Source organism: Streptomyces sp. NPDC058295 (assembly GCF_042880655.1).
Lineage (GTDB): Bacteria > Actinomycetota > Actinomycetes > Streptomycetales > Streptomycetaceae > Streptomyces > Streptomyces coriariae.
Genome location: NZ_JBHVYO010000089.1, coordinates 1 through 19,374, shown reverse-complemented (window position 1 = coordinate 19,374; position 19,374 = coordinate 1). Strand labels below are relative to the sequence as shown.

The window sequence follows — 19,374 nt, the reverse complement described above, 5'->3', positions numbered from 1 at the left end:
GACCGCGGGGACGCCGGACGGCGCCCCCGCGGTCCCGCCGCCGGTGAAGCGGCCGGTGGTCCGGTCCGGGTCAGCCCTCGATGCGGTGGGTGGTCCAGAACGACGTCAGGTCCGTGGTCGTGGCGGCCTGGGCGGCAGCCTTGAACTCGGCCGTGGTCGAGACGCCGTACCAGTGTGAAGTGGCGTAGTCCTTCAGCAGCTTGGTCATCGCGGTGTCACCGATGAGCCGCCGCAGGTCGTGCAGGGCGCACTTGCCGTAGCCGTAGACGACGGTGGAGTACCGGGAGGAGTGTGTGTCCCAGTAGGCCATCGAGTTGGTGATCTTCTCGGCCGACGAGGCCCACGAGACGCTGCTCCAGCAACTGGTGCCCGTCTTGCCCAGCGCCAGGTCGGTGGCGTAGTCGGTGAACGACTCGTCCAGCCAGGGGCTGTTGTACTCGTCGTCGCCGACGATCCCGTACCACCACTGGTGGCCGATCTCATGGGTCAGTGCCGTGGTGCTGACCAGGTCGAGGACGAAGCCGGGGTACTCCATGCCGCCGAACCAGAAGTTGTTGTCGATGACGGCGTCCAACTCGCCGTACGGATACGCGCCGAAGCGGGCGGCGTGCGCGTCCACGGCGGTCTTGGCGGTGGTGAGCATCGACTGGGCGTTGGCCGAGCTGATGCCGGTGACGGAGTAGACGTTGATCGGGGTCCCGGTGGTCGAGGTGCCGGAGATCTTGCTGAACGGGCCGGCCGCCCAGGCGAAGTCACGGACCTTGGTGGCGGTGGCCGTCGTGACGGTGCGGCCGCTGCCGCCGGCGGCGTCGACCGAGGCGCCGGTGGCCGGCACCAGGAGGGTGGTCGGATGGTCGAGGGTCACCTTGAAGTCCGCGGCCAGCGAGTAGAACGACTCGCCGTTGTTCGTGTACGGGTCCAGGTGCCAGCCCGCGCCGTCCTTCACCGCCAGCAAAGGCAGCGCGTTGCCGATGAAGCTGAACGCCCCGTCGTAGCCGAACCGGTCGGCGCCGCTGGGCACGGTGATGCCCAGGTCGAAGCCGATCGTGGCGCTCTGCCCCTGGGCGAGGGGACTGGCGAGGGTGATCTGGAGGGCCGTGCAGCCCACCGAAAGGGCGCCCGCGGTGCCGCCGGTGACGTTGCTGACCGCGATCGGCATCGAGGTGCAGGTGCCGTGGTAGTTGTCCCAGAGCCGCAGATACACCTCGCTGAGCGCGGTCGCGGAGGCGTTGGTGAAGGTCACGCTCTCGCGACCGGTCCAGACCGTGCCGGCCGTGTTGCTGGTCAGGCTGACGGTGTACGACGGTGCCGCCGGGGTGCGGGTGGCGTCGGCGGGCGGAGCGGTGTCGCCGGAGGTGTTGAGCGCGAGGTCGTCGAGGACGAAGCTCGACTGGAGGCTGGAGTCCTCGGTGCCGGTGAAGGCGAGGCTCACGGTCTGGCCCGCGAACGCCGACACGTCGAACGACTTCTGGACGTAGCCGGTGTTCTTGTCGAGGTTCGAGTACGTGGCCAGTGTCGTCGTGCCGATCTTGGCCGTCAGCTTGTCGTACGCGGTGGACGAGGTCGTCTCGGCCGTGTCGATGTGCAGCCAGAACGTGAGGGAGGCGGCGGCGCACCCGGACGGGATCGTGACGCTCTGCGAGAGCGTGTCGGTGTGGGTGCTGCCCACGCCGTCCAGCCATGCGAAGGCGGTGCCGCCGTGGGCACTCTGCCCGGTGCGGCTGGTGATCACACTGGTCGAGGACTGGGTCCACGGCGAGGTGCCGCTCTCGAAGCCACCGTTGGTGATCACCTGGGCCGGGGTGCAGGCGTCGGCCGCGGCGGCCATTTGCGCGGGCGTGACTGCCGCCTTCGCGGGCTCGAGAGCCGCGCTACCGGGCTCGGTGACGTGGGTGGAAGCGATGCCGGTGGAGGCGATGCCGTCCGGTGCGACGGCTGCCGACAGGGGGGCGGTGCCGGGCGCGGCCGCGACCGAGGGGGCCCGCTCCGGCGTGGCTGCCGCGGGCGTGGCGGGGAGCGAGACGGCGGCCAGCGCGGCGAGGGTGAGCGCGCTCGCGGCGAAGGCCTTGCGGGGGGTGGGTCTCACACGTGGCTCCTTTGCGGCGGCCGGGATTCCGGCCTGCTGGGTGGCTGTCCCTGACGGCGAGGGTGTGCCGGAGGGCGGTGCGCGACGGCTGCCGGAAGCGTGACAGATTTGACGCGGTCATGCCATCAGGCATGGGTAAAGGGTCCATCCCGGAAGCGGACCCGACGCCCTCGCTCACGGCCGCCGAGCTCTCCCGCGACTGCCCTGCGGGGTGCGCCTTGCGCGTCCCGGGGGGTGACGTCCTCGCCCGAGGCGTCGCCGTTGGACTCATCCGCCGGAGCGTGCTCGGCGGCGTCAGGTGCGATTCGCGGCCGTGACCGGAGCCTCCCCGTGATCGGGCCGACGGCCGTACGGGCCGACACGGAGGATGCGGATGCGGGAGGGGGGCGGGGGTGGTTTTGAACGCGTTCAATTACGGGCGTACGCTACCCCCATGAGCGACCGAGCCGCCCTGGTGAAGGGCATCCGTGCATGGTTGGGCTTCTTCGTCGTCTGTCTGGTGCTCAGCGGGGTCACCGCCTTCCCGCTGGTGCACGAACTGCGCTGGGCCGAGGAGTTGTTGGGTCACCTGTCCGTCCCCGAGCACCTGCCCGGCCTCATGGAGTGGATCGAGCGCGTCCGGCGCGGGCTCGACACCGCCGACGCCGACTACCCCTTCCTCCTCTACGGAACGGACTGGCTGGCCTTCGCCCATCTCGTCATCGCCGTCGCTTTCTACGGCCCCTACCGCGATCCGGTCCGCAACATCTGGGTCGTCGAGTTCTCGATGATCGCTTGCGCCGGGATCATCCCGCTCGCGCTGATCTGCGGACCCCTCCGGGGGATCCCCTTCTGGTGGAGCGTGATCGACATGTCGTTCGGGGTGTTCGGGGTGATCCCGCTGTATGTGGTGCGACAGAAGATCAAGCGGTTGGAGTCGACGGCCGTCGGCGATCCCGCACCGGCTGTTGCCTGAGTGTGGCCGTCGATGACGGTGGCAGACCGCGAGGGTGCGGTCGTCGTGCAGCCGGCGGCCCCTGCCGTCGGAGAGTGACCCGGGACCGTACCTCGCCACCCAACACGCGAAAATCTATGCCGACGAGAGTAGACATTGGTCGGCGACGTGGTTATGGTTTCTCTCGTAGCCCAGAGAGACAGCAGGACCGGCAGACACGAACTGCCGGGAGCATGACCGCAGTTGCAGTGCGCAGGACGGTGCGGTGGTGGAGTTCCGAAGCCAAGGTTGCGTAGGACGGCGACGGGACTGACGACCGGACCGGGTGGCCCGCAGTGATCAGGGGCCGCCGTGAGCAGTACCGCAGTGGCAGTACCCAGCAGTGAAGTCAGTGAGCGGTACCTCGGTGAAGGCGTCGGCTGCGGGCGCGCGCACCGGGAGGTTCGGCAGTGGGGTTCCAAGCCAGAGCAGACGCAGGACGGGCGACGGGGCTGGCTGCCGAAGAGTGGCGCTGTCACAGGTCACTGAGTAGTTCGCGTCACCAGCAGTACGCAGTAGAGCAGTAGAGCTAGAGAAGCATCCAGCAGTACCAGCAGTACGCAGTCCCCCGTTTGGCAAGCAGTTGATCAACCAGGGAAGAACGGAGGAGCCGAACGCCATCAGGATCGCCCGGGCGGAAATCTTGAGCCCGGGTACCGCAGGACATCGATAGTGAGGTGGTCTCCGGTCAAGCAACCGCGATCCCAGCACGCCCGACTGCATCTCGGTCGGGTCTGCGGAAACAGAAGGCCGGCGCAACAGTAGGGCCGGCGGATGGTGTAGCAGTTCCTTCGGGCCCTGGCGCCGTACGGTGCCAGGGCCCCTCTACGCGTTCCTCAGAGAGGTGAAAGTGACAGCAGACGACTCCTACGACCGTCTCGACGACGATGACTACCCCGCCTACACCATGGGCCGGGCCGCCGAGATGCTCGGCACCACCCAGGGCTTCCTCCGCGCCATCGGCGAAGCCCGTCTCATCACGCCGCTCCGCTCCGAGGGCGGACATCGCCGCTACTCCCGCTACCAGTTGCGGATAGCCGCCCGCGCCCGGGAGCTCGTCGACCACGGGACCCCCATCGAGGCCGCCTGCCGCATCATCATCCTCGAAGACCAACTCGAAGAAGCGCAGCGCATCAACGCCGAGTACCGCCACGCCGCCTCCGGGCAGCCGGCCGGCATCTGACCCGCAGCAGCCAGCGACCAGCGACCCTCAGCGCGAAGCCCCCAGCCCGTAGCGACACGCCGGGCCGCACTGATCAGCCGATGTGAGAATACGAGCGCATGTTCGCCGAAGATGCTCAACCGCCGGTACACGGACGGGAATCCCAGCCCGGCCCCGAAGCCCCGCCCGACGTCCCGCTCGCCCCGGCGGTTGATGCGCCTGCCGGTATGGCCGGCCGGCTGACCGCCGCCGTCGGCCTGGAAGGCGGGGTGGACCGTGCGGCGGCTGCGCTGAAGCCCAGGATGCGTGGGTGGCTGCACGCCGGCGTGTTCCCCCTCGCGCTGGTCGGCGGGATCCTCCTGATCGCCGTCTCGCGCTCGGCGGCGGCGGTGGCGGCCTGCTCGGTGTACGCGCTGTCGGCCTGCCTGCTGTTCGGTACCAGCGCGGTCTACCACCGCGGCACCTGGGGCCCGCGTGGGGAGGCGGTCCTGCGGCGGCTGGACCACGCGAACATCTTCCTGATCATCGCCGGCACCTACACCCCGCTGGCGGTACTGCTGCTGCCCGCGAGTCAGCAGCGGGTGCTGCTGGCCGCGGTGTGGGCAGGTGCTCTGGTCGGCATCGCCTTCCGCGTCCTGTGGATCGGCGCTCCCCGCTGGCTGTACACCCCGTGCTACATCGCCCTGGGCTGGGTGGCCGTCTTCTACCTGCCGGACTTCGCCCGCGCCGGCGGCATCGCGGTAGTCGTACTCGTCATCGCCGGCGGCCTGCTCTACACAGCGGGCGCCGTCGTCTACGGACTCAAACGCCCCGACCCCTCACCGGCCTGGTTCGGCTTCCACGAGGTCTTCCACGCCCTGACCATCGCCGCCTTCACCGCGCACTACACCGCCATCCTCCTGGCAGCCACATGACACACGGCCGCGTCGACGGCCGACCACGGCCGCTGCTTCCCGGACCTACGGGGCATATTCGCCCCGTAGCCCCGTAGCCCCGTAGCCCCGTAGCCCCGCACTGTCTGGTTCGCATCGGCAGTGACGGCGCGGGACGGCAGCGGTTGCCATCCCGCGCCCACCGCCGGTCCTGGCGCCGGAGGCGTCGGGGTGGGCCCGCCCGCCCCTGCTCCTGGTGTGGTCAGGCGTGGCTGAGGATGACGAGCAGCGCGGTGCCCTCTGCGAGGAACTGGGCGGTGAGGGCCGCCTGTCGTACCCGTACGGCCGGGGCGGCCACTGCGATGAGGAAGGCCACGGCGCCGACGCCCGCGCTCCATTCGAACAGCCAGCCGGGCATCCCGGGGGTGCACTGCCGGCCGTACGTCAGGCACAGCCCCGCGGGCTCCGAGGTCAGCGTCAGTACGCCGGTCGCCACGGCTGCCGGTACGAACAGGAGGGCGGCCACGGCGGCCCACCGCTTTGGGGGTCGGGCGAGTGGCGCCGGCCTGAGGCGTGTCGGGGAAGGCTCATGGCGCCGGGTGTTCGAAGACCGCCGTCCTCTGGCGAACGCGCGTAGAGGTCGGGCACCATCTCCCTGCACCGCCTGCACAGCCATTCCACAGGAAACACGGTCGTCCGCAGGAAGGGTTCCCTCATGAAGTTCCGCTCCGCACTGACCGCCCTCGCGCTCATCGTCGCCCCCGGCGTCGCCGTCGTCGGCACCGCGACCGACGCCTTCGCCGTCACCAAGGTCAGTCACGCCACGGCCACCTCGATGTTCCGCGAGGTGGGTATCACCTGGTCCTCGTCAGGCAATTGCTCCGACCGCAACAACTCCACCTGTACGTCCTTCGAGCAGCTGAACCTGTCCACCGCCCAGGGCGCGCAGACGCTGAAGCGGGCCACCGGCTGCGCGCTCAACATCACAGGCGGCACGGAGACCGGCCATGCGAGCGGCACCTACTCGCACTGGAACGGCTACAAGCTCGACTACGGCAAGAACACCTGCGTCACCAACTACATCAAGAACACCTTCACTTACATCGGCCTGCGCGGCGACGGCGCCCCGCAGTACCGCTCGGGCTCCGGCAACGTCTACGCCGACGAGGGCAACCACTGGGACGTCCTCTACTACAACTGCGGCGGTTGCTGACCGCGTTGTCGGAAGTCCGGTGCGCCAACCCGGACGCGCGGTCCCTGCCTCCTCGCGGACGCCACTGAACCGCACCGGACTTCCCGAATGAACAGCAAGCATCGAGCATCGATCACCCCTTCGTGTTGCCGCGCGGGTCGTGCCGATCTGGCCCGTCGTCGGCACGCGGGGTCAGGGGCCGTCCCGCGCGCTGTGCGCAGCGCGCCCGCCCACCGGGCCGGGCGGACGAACAGGGGTAGGGCCGGTACCGGGCTTCGACTCCAGGCACTGACCACAACGCGAGGGGTGCTGACCGTAACGCGAGGAGAAGCCCCGCCTCGCGATTGCCTTCGACATCGCCGCGGCGTCCGCTATGCCGTCGCAGGCGCCTGTGACTAGGCCTTCGGCGACCTGATCCAGACTCCGCCGAGACTCCGCCGAGTAGAAGGTGTTCATGTAAGTGAACACTCGAGGGCGTTGAACGGGACAGCGGGGCGTCAAGGCCCGCTCCCCGCTACGGCTTTCCGTGGTGCGTAGAGCCGCCCTGAACGCCTCGATCGGGTAGCAGTGAGTGTCCGACAGATCGATCGGCGTTCACATACTTGTCACCCCGTGGTGTCCGCCCTATCCTCGCGTGGAGAAAGCGCTTTCCCGGTACCCGTTGACCGTGCTGGGAAAGCGGCCCGCGGTATTGGCCGTGGAGCAGCCCCCGCGCCGCAACCGATCCGGCGCAAGGCTGGCCAGGGCTGACCGTACCGAGGTGTCGACGCGCCAGGACTCCGGGATGCACTCCGGGGCGCGGACGCATCGCTCTCGTCGCCGTGGCCGCGGCGACGGGTACTAGCACCAGGGGTCGGCCGGGGCCTCGGTGGCCCCGTTCCCCCGTCGTCCCGCTCTCGGCGGCGTTCCCACCCGCGTCGCCTCGGCATGCGTGCGCCCGGCCTGGTCCCGACCGCGTCGCCCGCATGACCTTCGCGCCGCTGACATCACAGCGGCACCGCCCGCACCACATCGGCACCACCGTCCCTTCCGGCCCGTGGCGAGAACGGCATCCGCACCGGGTCGGCAGAGACCCGCTTCAGTACACGCATGGCATGAACATGGCATGGGTGCGTGACCTCGACGGCCCGGAATCCGGGCCCCGACGTGCGCGGCACCCCCGTACGCGATGACGAAAGACGAGGCAAGGATGAGAAAGCCAGTCGCTCTGCGACTCTCCGCGGCACTCGGCACGTTGGCCCTTGCGGCGGCGACAGGCGTGGTCCTGTCCATGCCCACCGCGTCGGCGGCCAGCGCCGGTGCGACCGGGTACGCCACCCAGAACGGCGGCACCACCGGCGGCGCCGGCGGGACGACGGTCAAGGCCACCACGGGCACCCAGATCCACGAGGCCCTGTGCGGCCGGGCCAGTACCAGCACCCCGATCACCATCCAGGTCGAGGGGACCGTCACCGTCGGCAACACCGCGAAGGTGTCGGGCGCCGGCTGCAACACCGCCGCCGGAGTGATCGAACTGAAGGGCATCAGCAACGTCACTCTCCTCGGCGTCGGCAGCGGAGCCGTGTTCGACCAGATCGGCATCCACATCCGCCAGTCCAGCAACATCATCGTCCAGAACGTGACCGTCCAGAACGTGAAGAAGTCGGGCTCGCCCACCTCCAACGGCGGTGACGCCATCGGCATGGAGAGCGACGTGCACAACGTCTGGGTCGACCACGCCACGCTGATCGCCTCGGGCGGTGAGTCGGAGGGCTTCGACGGCCTGTTCGACATGAAGGACAGCACCCAGTACGTGACCCTGTCCTACAGCATCCTGCGCAACTCCGGCCGCGGCGGTCTCGTCGGCTCCAGCGACAGCGACCTCGCCAACGGGCCGGTCACCTTCCACCACAACCGGTACGAGAACATCGACTCCCGCACCCCCCTGCTGCGTGGCGCCACCGCCCACATCTACAACAACTACTACGTCAGCCTGAACGAATCGGGCATCAACCCCCGGGCCGGCGGCAAGGCCAAGGTCGACAACAACTACTTCAAGGACTCCAAGGACGTCCTCGGCACCTTCTACACCGACCTGCCGGGGTACTGGCAGGTCAGCGGAAACATCTTCGACAACGTGACCTGGTCGGAGCCGGGCGAGGAGAACAACCCCGCCGGGCCGAACCCGACGTCGAACACGACCGTCAGCATCCCCTACGCCTACGGTCTCGACGCCGCCACCTGCGTACCGTCGATCGTGACCGCGACCGCGGGCGCCAACAACGGCCTGAAGGTGTCGGACGGCAACTGCGCCGCGACGACACCCACCGCGACCGCCACTTCGACTCCCACGTCGACCGCCACCGCCACGCCGACCGCCACGGCGACGTCGACGCCCGGCGGGACCAACCTGAGTATCGGCGCCGACTCCGACGGTTCCAGCAAGGCGTCCGGCACCAGCTACGGCAACGTCCGCGACGGCGACACGAGCACCTACTGGTCGCCGGCCGGCTCGACCGGCTCCATCTCGATCAAGTGGGGCTCGGCCACCACCGTCTCCAAGATCAACATTCGTGAGGCCTCCGGAGCCACCGGCAACATCGGCTCCTGGCGGGTCCTCAACGCCGACACCGGGGCGCTGCTGACCTCGGGCAGCGGGGCGGGCACCATCTCCTTCACGTCCACCTCACTGAAGAAGGTCACCTTCGAGATCACGGGCTCGAGCGCCACCCCGAGGGTGGCCGAGTTCGAGACTTACGCCTAGAAGCTGCCCGGCCGCTCACATAACCTCCGCCTGATCAGCTCGTCGTCTCGATCATGGGGCGGGGGAGAGGGGGAGGAGGGGGCGAAGGGGAGGGGCGAAGGGGGGGAACTCCGTGATCTGTCGGACGCGCGGAGCAGGAACGGCTGCGACCGTTCCTGCCCGTGAGCAGCGGTCGGCGCGTGCGATGGCGCGACCACCGCCAGGTGATCGACGGAGATCCGGGCGGAGTTCCGGGCGGAGTTCGGGGCGATCCTGCCGGAGTCCGGAGGGATCCTGGCGGGAGTCCGGAGGGATCCTGGCGGGAGTTCGGAGGGATCCTGGCGGGATCTGGGGTCCAAAGGGGCCCGGAGGGATCCGCAGGAATTCTGGCGGGGACCCCTACGCCCTGAGGCCGTCCGGGGGCCGGTATTCGGCCCCCAACCCCATGCGGGTCACGCTTTCGTGCATCAGCAGCTCGAAAATCGGCTCCTGGTCGGTGATCATCGGGGTCAGGTGCTCGAACACCTCCAGCGCCACCTGTCCGTAGAGAGTGCACCAGCACGACAGCATGACGACCAGTGCGCCGAGCGGCATTTCCACGCCCGTGGCGGCGCGGTAGTCGGCGATCTGACGGCGCATCCGTGGGGCGAGGTCCTCGTCGGCCAGGATGGGGTAGGGGCGGGCCTCCCACAGCCGCATGTGCTCGGCGCCCCAGAGGGTGGCGAGGTCCCGGACCCACTCGGCGGTCACATCGGTGTGGGTCACACCGGCGGCCACGGTGGGCGTGCCGAAGAGCAGCCGGAACTCCTGCCGATGCACCAGGGACCAGTGGCAGAACACCCGGGCCGGGGCGATCAGCCGGGCCGCGAAATCCGTTTCACGCTCCCCTTCGATGGCCTCCCGCAACAGGTCCGTGAGCTCGGTGACGATGTCCCGGGCCGTGCACCGCACGATGTCCCCGAGATCGGCGAAGTGCCGGTAGAGAGCCGCCGGGGTGACCCCCACCCGACGGGCGATCTCGGCGAGCGTCAACGCCTCCACACCCTGCCGTGTGATGACCTCCCGCGCCGCCGCGCGGACGTCCCTCGACATCTGCCGACGCAGCCGTTCGCGGCGCGTGGGAGCGGGCATCGTACGGTCGTCCTCCTCCGGATGCTCACGCAGCACGACGAACACGTTGACGGTCCTCACGTCACCACCGCCGGTGATCGCAGGGCGTGGCCTCCCACAGCCCGGACCCCGACCGCTCGCACAACCGGACCCCAACCGCTCGCACAACCGGAACACAACCGCTTGTAAAACCGGAACCCGGTTCCGCGCAGCGCCGACGTAACCGCTTGTGAAAACCGGGCCCGGCCTCCGCGGCGCGAGAACGTAACCGCTTGTGAAACCGGAGCCGCTCCCGCGCAGCCGCGCAGCGGCAACGTAACCGCTTGTGAAGCTGTGACCCGTTTCCGTACTACGGGTCCGTAACCGCTGACGCGCGCGCCGGGCCCCGCCCGCGCGCAACGGTCCGTAACCGCTTACGCGCCGCGCCACGCGCCCCGACTTCGTTCCCGTGCAACTGGTCCGTAACCGCTTACGCGCCATGCCACGCGCCCCCGGCTCCGTCCCCGCACAACAGTCCCGTAACCGCTTACGCGCGCCCCGGCCCCGGGCCCTCGCGCAACAGCCCGCAACCGCTTACATGCCCGGAATCCGCCCCCGCAGCGGCACGGAACGGGCGCGCCCGCCGCCCCGGGTAGCCTGCCCTCCTGCGGGCGGCAGCGGATCGCTCACATCAGCCCGCCCCCCGGTGTGCGCCGGGCTTAACTCCTGGCGGCCGGTCCGGGAGACACCTGTGTAATGCACGGTTCGTACCGTCGCAGAGGCTTGAAGAGGCTCTCACCAGGCTGATCGTCAGAAGGAAAGGGGCGCCCGTGGCCGCGTTGGACCCGCGGACCGACAACGCGACCACGACGAAGGTGCGCACGGTCTGCTCGTACTGCGGTGTGGGCTGCGGCATGCTCCTCGACATCGGCCGCGGACCGGACGGGCGCCGTACGGTCCTGAAGGCGTCCGGCGACAAGCAGCACCCGGCGAACTTCGGCCGACTGTGCACCAAGGGCGCGACCACCGCCGACATGCTCGCCGCGCCCGGTCGGCTGGCCGGCGCGCTCGTCCGCCCGGAACGCGGCGCGGAACCCGAGCCCGCCCCCGTGGACGAGGCGATCGCCGAAACGGCACGACGGCTGCGGGCGATCGTCGACGAACACGGCCCCGACGCGGTCGCCCTCTACGTGTCCGGCCAGATGAGCCTCGAAGCGCAGTATCTGGCGAACAAGCTGGCCAAGGGCTATCTCCGTACCAACCAGATCGAGTCGAACTCCCGACTCTGCATGGCAAGCGCCGGAACCGGTTACAAGCTTTCTCTCGGCGCCGACGGCCCGCCTGGCTCCTACGAGGACCTCGACAAGGCGGACGTCTTCCTCGTCATCGGTTCCAACATGGCCGACTGCCACCCGATCCTCTTCCTCCGGATGATGGACCGGGTGAAGGCGGGTGCCAAGCTGATCGTCGTCGACCCGCGCCGCACCGCCACCGCCGCGAAGGCCGACCTGTTCCTCCAGGTCGCGCCGGGCACCGACCTCGCCCTCCTCAACGGCCTGCTCCACCTCCTGCACGAGAACGGCCACACCGACCCCGACTTCGTCGCCGCGCACACCGAGGGCTGGGAGGCCATGCCGGAGTTCCTCGCCGACTACGCGCCCGCGACGGTCGCCGAGATCACCGGTATACCGGAGGACGACCTCCGTGCGGCGGCGCGGTTGATCGGCGAGGCGGGGGAGTGGACCAGCTGCTGGACCATGGGCCTCAACCAGTCCACGCACGGCACCTGGAACACCAACGCGCTGATCAACCTCCACCTCGCCACCGGCAGGATCTGTCGCCCGGGCAGCGGCCCCTTCTCCCTCACCGGCCAGCCCAACGCGATGGGTGGCCGGGAAATGGGCTACATGGGCCCGGGGCTGCCCGGCCAGCGCTCCGTCCTCGTCGAGGGCGACCGCGCCTTTGTCGAGGAGCTGTGGGGGCTCGCGCCGGGCACGATCAGGGCCGACGGCGTCGGCAAGGGCACCGTCGAGATGTTCCGCAAGATGGCGGAGGGAGACATCAAGGCCTGCTGGATCATCTGCACCAACCCGGTCGCCTCCGTCGCCAACCGCAGGACGGTCATCGAGGGGCTGGAGGCCGCCGAGTTCGTCATTGCGCAGGACGTCTTCGCGGAAACCGAGACAAACGCTTACGCCGATGTTGTCCTGCCGGGCGCGATGTGGACCGAGACCGAGGGCGTCCTCATCAACAGCGAGCGCAACCTCACCCTCGCCCGGCCCGCCGCCGACCCGCCCGGCGAGGCCATGGCGGACTGGCGGCTCATCGCGGCCGTCGCCCGCGCCATGGGTTACGAAAGCGGTTTCACCTACGACACCGCCGAGCAGATCTTCGAGGAGATCAAACGCGCCCACAACCCGCAGACCGGTTACGACCTGCGCGGAGTGACCTACGACCGGCTGCGTGCCACCCCCGTGCAGTGGCCGGCGGCCACCGCCGACGGCCCTGACCGCAATCCGATCCGCTATGTGAACGAAGACGGCACGCTCACCTTTCCCACGGCTTCCGGCCGCGCGGTCTTCCACCCGCGTCCGCATGTCCCGCCCGCCGAGATGCCGGACGACGACTACCCGTTCTTCCTCAACACAGGCCGTCTCCAGCACCAGTGGCACACCCTGACGAAGACCGCGAGGGTGGCCAAGCTCAACAAGCTGGACCCCGGCCCGTTCGTGGAGGTGCACCCCGAGGACGCCGCCGCGCTCGGCATATCCGACGGCGACTCCGTCGAGGTCGCCTCCCGGCGCGGCCGGGCCGTGCTGCCCGCCGTCGTCACCGACCGCGTCCTGCCCGGCTCCTGTTTCGCGCCGTTCCACTGGAACGACCTGTTCGGCGAGTACCTCAGCGTCAACGCCGTCACCAGCGACGCCGTGGACCCGCTGTCCTTCCAGCCCGAGCTGAAGGTGTGCGCGGTCTCCCTGACGAAGGTATCGACACCGGTTACCGTGCAGCCGCCGGCCACGGAGGCGCCGACGCCGGAGTACCCGCTCGGCAACGCGCCGGGCACCCGGACTCCGGTGCCGGAAGTGCCCGAAGCCGTCCTCGTCCCGACCGCCGTCCTGCCCGCCGCGGCCGAGGTCTTCGGTCTGCGCCCCGCCCCGCCACCGGTCCTGACCGAGCGCGAACGGCAGTACCTGGTCGGTTTCCTCGCCGGGATCCCGGCCGGCGCCCCCGGGGTACCGGTGCTGCCGGCGGACGCGCCCTTCAGCCCCGAGCACGCGCTGTGGGTCAACGGCACCCTCGCCGGCATGTACTCCCGCACCACCACCGCCGCCGCACCGCCGCAGACGCCGGCGCGCCGGGTCGTCATCCTGTGGGCCTCGCAGACCGGCAACGCCGAGGACTTCGCCACCACCACCGCCGAGCGGCTCACCGCGGGTGGTCACCCGGCGTCCCTCGTCGCCATGGACGAGGCGGACCCCGCCGCGTTGCCCTCCGACGCGGACCTGCTGCTGATCACCAGCACCTTCGGCGACGGTGACGCCCCCGACAACGGCGCCGGCTTCTGGGACGGCCTGGACGCCCTGGACACCGGCCGTCTGGAAGGCCACCGCTACGCCGTCCTCGCCTTCGGGGACTCCTCGTACGACGACTTCTGCGGGCACGGCCGTCGGCTGGACCGTCGGCTGGACGAACTGGGCGCGGTCCGGCTGGCCCCGCGCACCGACTGCGAGCCGGACTACGAGACGGAGGCGGAGGCCTGGTTCGACCAGGTGGCCACCGCCCTGAAGGAGGCCACGGAATCGGTGCCGACGGCCCCGGGCGGCGGCCAGGCCCCGGCCACCGGGGTTCCTGTCACCCGGGTTTCTGCCACCGCGCAGCCGCCGGTGACCGTTACGGAAGCCGTTTCCGTCGTCCTGCCGAAGGCGCCCGCCGCACCTCGCCCCAAACGCCCCGCCCCCGTCACCGCGCGCCTGACCGGCAACCGGTTGCTGAGCCTGCCGGGCTCTGGCAAGGAGGTCCGGCGCTTCACCTTCGACACCCGCGACAGCGAGACGCCGCTCGTCTACGAGGCAGGCGACGCCCTGGGCGTGCACCCCCTCAACTCCCCGGACGTGGTGGCGGAATGGCTGAGCGCCACCGGCCTCGACGCGCACGCGCGCGTGCAGGTGAACGGCGTCGGTGAGGTCGCTCTCGGGGAGGCCTTCCTGCGCCACCTCGACATCACCCGGATCACTCCGGCGCTGCTGCGCTTCACCGCCGACCGCACCCGCGACCCGCGTGAACTGCGCAAGCTGCTGCGTCCCGACAACAAGGGCGAGCTGGCGAAGTGGTCCTGGGGCCGCCAGGCCGTCGACGTGGCCGCCGAGTTCGGTGTCCGCGCCGACGCGCAGGAGTGGGCCGAGTTGCTGGGGCGATTGCAGCCGCGGTTGTACTCCATCTCGTCCAGTCCGCTGACCGACCCCCACCTCGTCTCGCTCACCGTCTCCGTCGTGCGCTACGAGAACCTGGCCGGCCGCCCCCGGCAGGGCGTCTGCTCGCCCTTCCTGGCCGATGCCGAGCCCGGCACCGAGGTGGCCGTCCATGTGCAGCGCTCGCCGCACTTCCGGCCGCCGGCCGACCCGGCCACCCCGATGGTGATGGTCGGCCCCGGCACCGGCGTGGCGCCTTTCGTCGGCTTCCTCCAGGAGCGCCGCGCACGTGGGCACCGGGCCCCCAACTGGCTGTTCTTCGGCGAGCAGCACCGGGCGACGGACTTCTACTACGAGGAGGAGCTGGCCGCCCTCCTGGACGACGGCACCCTCGCCCGTCTGGACACCGCCTTCTCCCGTGACCAGCGCGCCAAGGTCTACGTCCAGGACCGGATCCGCGAGCACGGTTCGCACCTGTGGTCCTGGCTCCAGGACGGCGCCCACTTCTACGTCTGCGGCGACGCCTCCCGGATGGCCAAGGACGTCGATCTGGCCCTGCGTGACGTCGCGGTCCTGCACGGCGGCCTGAGCGAGCCGGAGGCGGCGGCCTATGTGAAGCAGCTCGCCTCCGACAAGCGGTACGTGCGGGACGTGTACTGACGGGAGTCACCAAAAAGGCCCGTGGGAGGCGCGGGCACCAAGTGGCGTTGCGCCGAAGAGAGTTGATATTCGGCCATCGCGGCGCGTCTATGTTCGTTTTTTCAACAGGAGTGGACAAGATCTGACGCACCCTCCGTCCGTGCGAAGCCGCACGGGTCGCCCCGAGGAAGGTCGTGGTCATGTCGCACCCGCATGTGTCGTCCATGGACCGGCCGGACCGCCCCCAGTGGGTGGAACCGGACCACCCCCGGCGGACGGTCGTCAGCCGTCGTCGTCTGCTCGAAGGGTCGGCCGCCGTCCTCGGCGCGCTCGCCCTGTCCACGCCGTCCACCGCCCACCGCGCCGTCGCGGCGGACGGCACCCCGCAGTGGAACGGCGCCATCGACGTCTTCCGGCTCGGTACCGAAGCCCCGCACACCACCCTCATGCCGTACGCGGATCTCGCCCAGGCCCTCGCCGCCGACCGCACCCGCTCGCCGTACCGGCTGAGCCTCGACGGCACCTGGAAGTTCGCCCACGCCGACCGTCCCGACGACCGGGATCCCGACTTCCACCGCACCGACGTCGACGACAGCGGCTGGGACACCATCCCGGTTCCCGCCGCCTGGCAGTTGCACGGTCACGACCGCCCGATCTACATCAACATCACCTACCCGTGGTGGGGCGCCAACGGGCTGGGGGAGGAGGCGCAGCCGCCGGCCGCCCCCACCCGCTACAACCCCGTGGGCCAGTACCGGCGTACCTTCACGGTCCCGCGCGGCTGGGCGGGGCGGCGGACGTTCCTTCACTTCGAAGGGGTCAAGTCCGCCCACTACGTGTGGATCAACGGCGAGTTGGTCGGTTACCACGAGGATTCCTACGACCCCGCCGAGTACGACATCACCCCGCACCTCAAGCCGGGCACCAACCAGATCGCGGTGGAGGTCTACCGCTACTCGGACGGCGACTGGCTGGAGGACCAGGACATGATCCGGCTGAGCGGCATCTTCCGCTCGGTCTACCTGTACTCCACACCGGCCGTGCACCTGCGTGACTTCAGGCTGGACACCCCGCTGAGCGACGACCACAAAGCGGCTCAGCTGTCGGTCACGGCGAGCGTGCGGGACTACGGCGGACAGGGCGCCGGCCGCTACTCCGTCGAGACCCAGCTGTACGACGCGAGCGGACACCCGGTGTGGCCCCGGCCCCTGCAACAGGCCGTCGCGCTGGGCGCCGGGGAGGAGACGGCCGTACAGGCCGCGAAGGCCGTGCCCGCGCCCCGCCTGTGGTCGGCCGAGCATCCGTACCTGTACACCGCCGTGCTCCGGCTGCGCGACCCGGCCGGAAAGGTGATCGAAACCCTTTCCCATCGCGTGGGCCTGCGCGAGTTCGCGCTCCAGGACGGCCTGATGCGCATCAACGGCAAGCCGGTCTCCTTCCGGGGCACCAACCGGCACGAGATGCACCCGACCCGCGGCTCGGCCCTCACCCGCGCCGACCTCGTCGAGGACATCGGGATCATCAAGCGGCTGAACATCAACACCGTCCGCACCTCGCACTACCCCAACAACCCGCTCTGGCTGGAGCTCGCCGACGAGTACGGCCTGTACCTCGTGGACGAGACCAACCTCGAGACCCACGGCATCCGGGGCGAGTACCCCGGCAACCACGCCGAGTGGACGACGGCGTGCGTGGCCCGCGCCCAGAACATGGTCCACCGCGACAAGAACCACGCGTCGGTCGTCATCTGGTCCCTCGGCAACGAGGCCGGCGGCGGCACCACGTTCAACGCCATGCACGACTGGATCCGCTCCTACGACACCACCCGCGTCATCCAGTACGAGGGCGACGACCGCCCGGGGATCAGCGACATCCGCTCCGAGATGTACGACACCCCCGCCCGCGTCGAGGCGCGGGCCGAGGACACGAGCGACACCCGGCCGTACGTGATGATCGAGTACTCCCACGCGATGGGGAACTCCAGCGGGAACTTCAAGAAGTACTGGGATCTGATCCGCCGTCACGATGTGCTCCAAGGCGGCTGGATCTGGGACTTCGTCGACCAGGCACTCGACTGGCCCACCCCCGTCCGCAAGCTGTTCACCGAGGCCGGGCCCGCCGCACTCGGGGGCGAGCTCATCGCCCCCAGTGGTACCTTCACCCGCGACGAGGGCGTCTCCGGTGGAACCGTTTTCGCCCGCGACGCATCGTTGGACCTCGCCGGCTCCCTCACGCTGGAAGCCTGGATCACCCCGCACGTAACCGGTTACCACCAGCCGATCCTCGCCAAGGGCGACACCCAGTACGCCCTGAAACAGACGAACAGGACCCTCGAGTTCTTCATCTACGGCAGCGGTCAGTGGATCACCGCGAGCTGGGCACTGCCGGGCGACTGGACCGGCTCCGAGCACCAGGTCGCGGGTGTCTTCGACGCGGCGGCCGGCACCCTGACCCTGTATGTCGACGGCGTGGTCCGGGCCACCCGCACCACCACGGTGCGCCCCGGCATCAACACCGCGCCGCTGTCCCTGGCCACCGACGTCGACAACCCAACCCGGGAGTTCAGCGGCACCGTCCGGCGGGCGCGTGTGTACGCCCGGGCGCTGAGCGCGGCCGAACTGGCCTCCGCCGGCCGCGGTCCCGGCGACGACGGCGTACGGTTCTGGTTCGACGCCGCCACCGTCGGCCTCACCGAGAAACGCCCGCGCGAGAAGTCGTTCCGCGCCTACGGGGGCGACTGGGGCGACAACCCCAACGACGGCGCCTTCTCCGGCGACGGCATCGTCACCGCCGACCGCGGTGCCACCGGCAAGTCCGCCGAGGTCAAGCGGATCTACCAGGCCGTGGGTGCCGCCCCGGCCTTGGGCGGCCTGCTCGCTCCGGGAGCGGCGATCACCCTCACCAACGAGTACCTGTTCACCAACCTCCGTGAATTCGACGGACATTGGGAACTCGTCCGGGACGGGGAAGTGGTCCGGCGCGGAAAGCTGAGCCGTGCCCAACTCGACGTGGCCGCGCTGTCGAGCAAGGACATCACCGTGCCGTTCGAGCTGCCCGACCACCCCGCGCCGGGCGCCGAGTACTTCCTCCAACTGTCGTTCACCACCAGGGAGACGACGAAGTGGGCGAAGTCCGGCTTCGAGGTGGCGAGGCAGCAACTCGCCGTCGACGCCGGGAGCCCCGCCGTCACGCCCGTGCCCCTGGCCGGTGTCCCGGCGCTCAGCCACCGGGACAGCGCGGGATCGGTCACCGTCAAGGGCAGGAACTTCTCGGTCACCGTCGACAAGACGACCGGGGTCATCACCTCCTACGAGGCCGACGGCACCCGGCTGATCACCTCGGGACCGGCCCCCAACTTCTGGCGTGCCCCCACCGACAACGACCGGGGAAACGGACAGCACACCCGCAACCAGACCTGGCGCGACGCCGGCGCGCGTCGCAAGGTCACCGACGTGAGCGTGCGGGCGCTGCGCGACCGGGCCGTGGAGATCAAGGTGGCCGGCACGCTGCCCACCACGACGGAATCCACGTACACCACCACCTACACCGTTTTCGGAAACGGTGAGATCAAGGTGGACAACACCCTGCACCCGGGCGCCGCCTCCTTGCCGTACATCCCGGAGGTCGGCACGCTGCTGTTCCTGCCCGCCCGCCTGGAGAAGCTGCACTACTACGGCCGCGGTCCCGAGGAGAACCACTGGGACCGCAACGACGCCACCGACGTGGGCCGGTACTCCGGCACCGTCACCGGGCAGTGGACCTCCTATCTGCGGCCCCAGGAGAACGGCAACAAGACCGATGTCCGCTGGGTCGCCCTCACCGACGGCGACGGCACCGGCCTGCTGGTCTGCGGCGAGCCGCTGCTGGAGTTCAACGCCTCGCACTTCACTCCCGAGGACCTGTCCGTCGGAGCCCGCCACGACTACCAGCTCACCCCTCGCAAGGAGGTCGTACTGCGCCTGAACCACCGGCAGATGGGCGTCGGCGGTGACAACAGCTGGGGCGCGCACACCCACGACGAGTACAAGCTGTTCGCCGACCGCGACTACGCGTACACCTACCGGCTCCGGCCGTTGACCGACGTGGACCAGGCGACGTCCGCGTCGCGGCGGCCCACGGCAACCTCCGAGTAACCGCTTCCACCGCGCTACCGCTCCACCGCGCTACCGCTCCACCGGTTCCACCCCTGTCGGCGGTACGGACCCGGGTACGGCAACGCATGCCGTACCC

General features: G+C 69.9%; 10 protein-coding genes. 7 read left to right on the top strand and 3 right to left on the bottom strand.

Features of this window, described 5'->3' with window-relative positions; all coding sequences use genetic code 11:
• Positions 1-70 precede the first annotated feature (70 nt).
• Positions 71-2,086, bottom strand: coding sequence for a M1 family aminopeptidase (locus ACFVYS_RS42745; protein WP_389511164.1), 2,016 nt, complete (start codon positions 2,084-2,086; stop codon positions 71-73).
• Positions 2,087-2,519: 433 nt separating this feature from the next.
• Between ACFVYS_RS42745 and ACFVYS_RS42740 the strand changes: the two genes are divergently transcribed.
• The 3 genes from ACFVYS_RS42740 (at position 2,520) to ACFVYS_RS42730 (ending at position 5,135) form a co-directional block, all read left to right on the top strand.
• Positions 2,520-3,041, top strand: coding sequence for a hypothetical protein (locus ACFVYS_RS42740; protein WP_389511162.1), 522 nt, complete (start codon positions 2,520-2,522; stop codon positions 3,039-3,041).
• A gap of 868 nt (positions 3,042-3,909) precedes the next feature.
• Entirely contained in the window at positions 3,910-4,242 is a 333-nt protein-coding gene (locus tag ACFVYS_RS42735; RefSeq protein WP_389511161.1) for a MerR family transcriptional regulator, read from the top strand.
• Positions 4,243-4,340: 98 nt separating this feature from the next.
• Positions 4,341-5,135, top strand: a complete 795-nt coding sequence (locus ACFVYS_RS42730) for a hemolysin III family protein (RefSeq protein ID WP_389511159.1) — start codon at positions 4,341-4,343, stop codon at positions 5,133-5,135.
• Between the two features lie 220 nt (positions 5,136-5,355).
• Here ACFVYS_RS42730 and ACFVYS_RS42725 read toward each other — a convergent pair whose 3' ends face one another.
• Positions 5,356-5,619 carry a hypothetical protein gene (locus ACFVYS_RS42725; RefSeq protein ID WP_389511157.1) on the bottom strand — a complete coding sequence of 88 codons (264 nt, stop codon included), beginning with the start codon at positions 5,617-5,619 and terminating at the stop codon, positions 5,356-5,358.
• A gap of 189 nt (positions 5,620-5,808) precedes the next feature.
• Here ACFVYS_RS42725 and ACFVYS_RS42720 point away from each other — a divergent pair, with 189 nt between their 5' ends.
• Both ACFVYS_RS42720 and ACFVYS_RS42715 read left to right on the top strand, forming a co-directional pair.
• Positions 5,809-6,306 carry a hypothetical protein gene (locus ACFVYS_RS42720; protein WP_389511155.1) on the top strand — a complete coding sequence of 166 codons (498 nt, stop codon included), beginning with the start codon at positions 5,809-5,811 and terminating at the stop codon, positions 6,304-6,306.
• Positions 6,307-7,474: 1,168 nt separating this feature from the next.
• The gene (locus tag ACFVYS_RS42715; protein ID WP_389511153.1) at positions 7,475-9,028 is read left to right on the top strand and encodes a polysaccharide lyase family 1 protein; all 1,554 of its coding nucleotides are present in this window, start codon (positions 7,475-7,477) and stop codon (positions 9,026-9,028) included.
• Between the two features lie 378 nt (positions 9,029-9,406).
• On the opposite strand, the gene ACFVYS_RS42710 is transcribed toward ACFVYS_RS42715, so the two are convergent.
• Positions 9,407-10,198, bottom strand: a complete 792-nt coding sequence (locus ACFVYS_RS42710; protein ID WP_389511151.1) for a TetR/AcrR family transcriptional regulator — start codon at positions 10,196-10,198, stop codon at positions 9,407-9,409.
• 812 nt (positions 10,199-11,010) lie between these two features.
• On the opposite strand from ACFVYS_RS42710, the gene ACFVYS_RS42705 reads away from it, so the two are divergent.
• Complete coding sequence (locus ACFVYS_RS42705) at positions 11,011-15,165, top strand: molybdopterin-dependent oxidoreductase (protein WP_389511168.1); 4,155 nt, start codon at positions 11,011-11,013, stop codon at positions 15,163-15,165.
• Positions 15,166-15,368: 203 nt separating this feature from the next.
• A complete protein-coding gene (locus ACFVYS_RS42700) occupies positions 15,369-19,277 on the top strand; it encodes a glycoside hydrolase family 2 TIM barrel-domain containing protein (RefSeq protein WP_389511166.1) in 3,909 nt (1,302 codons plus the stop codon).
• The last annotated feature ends 97 nt before the right edge of the window (positions 19,278-19,374 follow it).